Source organism: Citrobacter sp. S46_ASV_140 (genome assembly GCF_018919545.1).
Taxonomy (GTDB): domain Bacteria; phylum Pseudomonadota; class Gammaproteobacteria; order Enterobacterales; family Enterobacteriaceae; genus Citrobacter; species Citrobacter braakii.
This window is the reverse complement of the sequence record NZ_JAHLRC010000240.1, coordinates 1-2138: the sequence shown is the minus strand read 5'-3', so window position 1 is coordinate 2138 and position 2138 is coordinate 1. Positions and strand designations below refer to the sequence as shown.

Below are 2138 nucleotides of genomic sequence, written 5' to 3'. Positions count from 1 at the left end.
GATTGAAGAAGCGAAAGCCCGCGGCGCGGCAATTGTCGGCATTTTTCACGATCAAACCGTGCGCGATCGCGTCGCGGATCGCCTGCACCTGATGGGAACAACAGCATGATTATCAATAATGTAAAGCTGGTGCTGGAAGATGAAGTGGTGCAAGGATCGCTGGAAATTGAGGGCGGAACGATCCGCGCCTTTGCCGAAAGTCAGAGCCAACTGGCCCAAGCGATGGACGGAGAAGGCGGCTGGCTGCTGCCAGGGCTTATCGAGCTGCATACCGACAATCTCGACAAGTTTTTCACCCCACGCCCGAAGGTAGACTGGCCCGCCCACTCGGCGATGAGCAGCCACGACGCGCTGATGGTCGCCAGCGGCATTACCACCGTGCTGGACGCGGTGGCGATTGGCGATGTGCGCGACGGCGGTGACCGTCTGGAAAATCTGGAGAAGATGATCAACGCGGTGGAAGAGACGCAAAAGCGCGGGGTCAATCGCGCCGAGCACCGCCTGCATTTGCGCTGCGAGCTGCCGCATCACACCACCCTACCGCTGTTTGAAAAACTGGTCGGTCGTGAGCCGGTGACGCTGGTATCGCTGATGGATCACTCCCCCGGCCAGCGTCAGTTTGCCAATCGCGAGAAGTACCGCGAGTACTATCAGGGCAAGTATTCACTTACCGACGAGCAAATGGTCCGCTACGAAGAAGAACAGTTAGCTCTGGCTGCACGTTGGTCGCAACCCAACCGCACAGCGATTGCTCAGATGTGTCGTGAGCGCCAGATAGCGCTGGCGAGCCATGACGATGCCACCTGCGATCATGTGCTGGAATCGCATCAACTTGGCAGCGTGATCGCCGAATTTCCTACTACTTTTGCCGCCGCAGAGGCCTCGCGCCAGCATGGTATGAACGTACTGATGGGCGCGCCCAACATCGTGCGCGGCGGTTCTCACTCCGGCAACGTGGCGGCGCATAAGCTGGCTGAGCTGGGGCTGCTGGATATTCTCTCCTCCGACTACTACCCCGCCAGCCTGCTCGATGCGGCATTCCGCGTGGCAGACGATGACGCCAACCGCTTTACGCTGCCGCAGGCCATTCGTCTGGTGACCCGCAATCCGGCGCGGGCATTAAATCTCGACGATCGTGGCGTTGTAGCCGAAGGTAAACGCGCGGATCTGGTGCTGGCGCATCGCAAAGGCGATCACATCCATATCGACCACGTCTGGCGTCAGGGCAAAAGGGTATTCTGACTATGGGGAAACTGATCTGGCTGATGGGGCCGTCCGGCTCCGGTAAGGACAGTCTACTGGCAGAACTTCGCCAGCAGGAACCTGCGCAACTGCTGGTGGCGCACCGTTACATCACCCGCGCCGCCAACGCCGGGAATGAAAACCATATTGCCCTCAGCGAACCAGAGTTTTTTACCCGCGCCGGGCAGAACCTGCTGGCGCTGAGCTGGCATGCCAACGGCTTCTATTACGGCGTCGGCGTAGAGATTGACCTCTGGCTGCACGCCGGTTTTGATGTGGTGGTCAATGGCTCGCGCGCGCATCTGCCCCAGGCGCAGGCCCGTTACGGCGCTTCTTTACTTCCCATTTGCTTACAGGTTTCCCCGGCCATTTTACGCCAGCGCCTGCAGGCACGTGGGCGGGAGAGCGAAACGGAAATCGCTGCCCGCCTTGAACGCGCGGCACGCTACACGCCATATGACTGCCACGTCCTGAACAATGATGGAAGTTTGCTACAGTCTGTCGATACACTGCTCACACTGATGGGACGCAAGGAGAAGAAACATGTCTGTCTGTGAATTACGCCGCGCCACGCTATACGATACCGATGCGGTTTACGCGCTTATCTGTGAGTTGAAACAGGGCCAATTCGACCTGCAGGCCTTTAGCGCTGGCTACGCCGCAAATCTGCAAGATCCCAATATGCACTACCAGCTGGCGCTGCTCGACGGACAGGTCGTCGGCTTGATCGGTCTGCACCTGCAGTTTCATCTGCACCACGCCAACTGGATTGGCGAGATCCAGGAACTGGTGGTGATGCCACAGGCACGAGGACTAAAAGTGGGTAGTCAGTTACTGGCCTGGGCCGAAGCCACCGCGCGCGAAGCGGGCGCAGAAATAACCGAGCTTTCTACCAG

3 protein-coding genes and 1 pseudogene are annotated in these 2138 nt (G+C 59.0%); all 4 read left to right on the top strand.

Going from position 1 to position 2138, the window contains the following annotated elements; all coding sequences use genetic code 11:
* Nucleotides 1–109: pseudogene (locus tag KQJ19_RS23340) on the top strand (phosphonate C-P lyase system protein PhnL); the annotation flags it as partial.
* The gene (gene phnM, locus KQJ19_RS23335; protein ID WP_065554801.1) at nucleotides 106–1242 is read left to right on the top strand and encodes an alpha-D-ribose 1-methylphosphonate 5-triphosphate diphosphatase; all 1137 of its coding nucleotides are present in this window, start codon (nucleotides 106–108) and stop codon (nucleotides 1240–1242) included. The pseudogene KQJ19_RS23340 and the gene phnM, both read left to right, overlap by 4 nt.
* Before the next feature lie 2 nt (nucleotides 1243–1244).
* On the top strand, nucleotides 1245–1799 hold the full coding sequence (gene phnN / locus KQJ19_RS23330) for a ribose 1,5-bisphosphokinase (RefSeq protein ID WP_016155392.1): 555 nt from the start codon (nucleotides 1245–1247) through the stop codon (nucleotides 1797–1799).
* Nucleotides 1786–2138 (top strand): aminoalkylphosphonate N-acetyltransferase (phnO, locus tag KQJ19_RS23325; protein ID WP_216404257.1); only part of this gene is annotated, 353 nt, incomplete at its 3' end. The genes phnN and phnO, both read left to right, overlap by 14 nt.

Bases quoted from the DNA above. Each gene is read 5' to 3' on its own strand.
- phnM (WP_065554801.1), top strand. From the start codon at position 106: ATGATTATCAATAATGTAAAGCTGGTGCTGGAAGATGAAGTGGTGCAA.
- phnN (WP_016155392.1), top strand. From the start codon at position 1,245: ATGGGGAAACTGATCTGGCTGATGGGGCCGTCCGGCTCCGGTAAGGAC.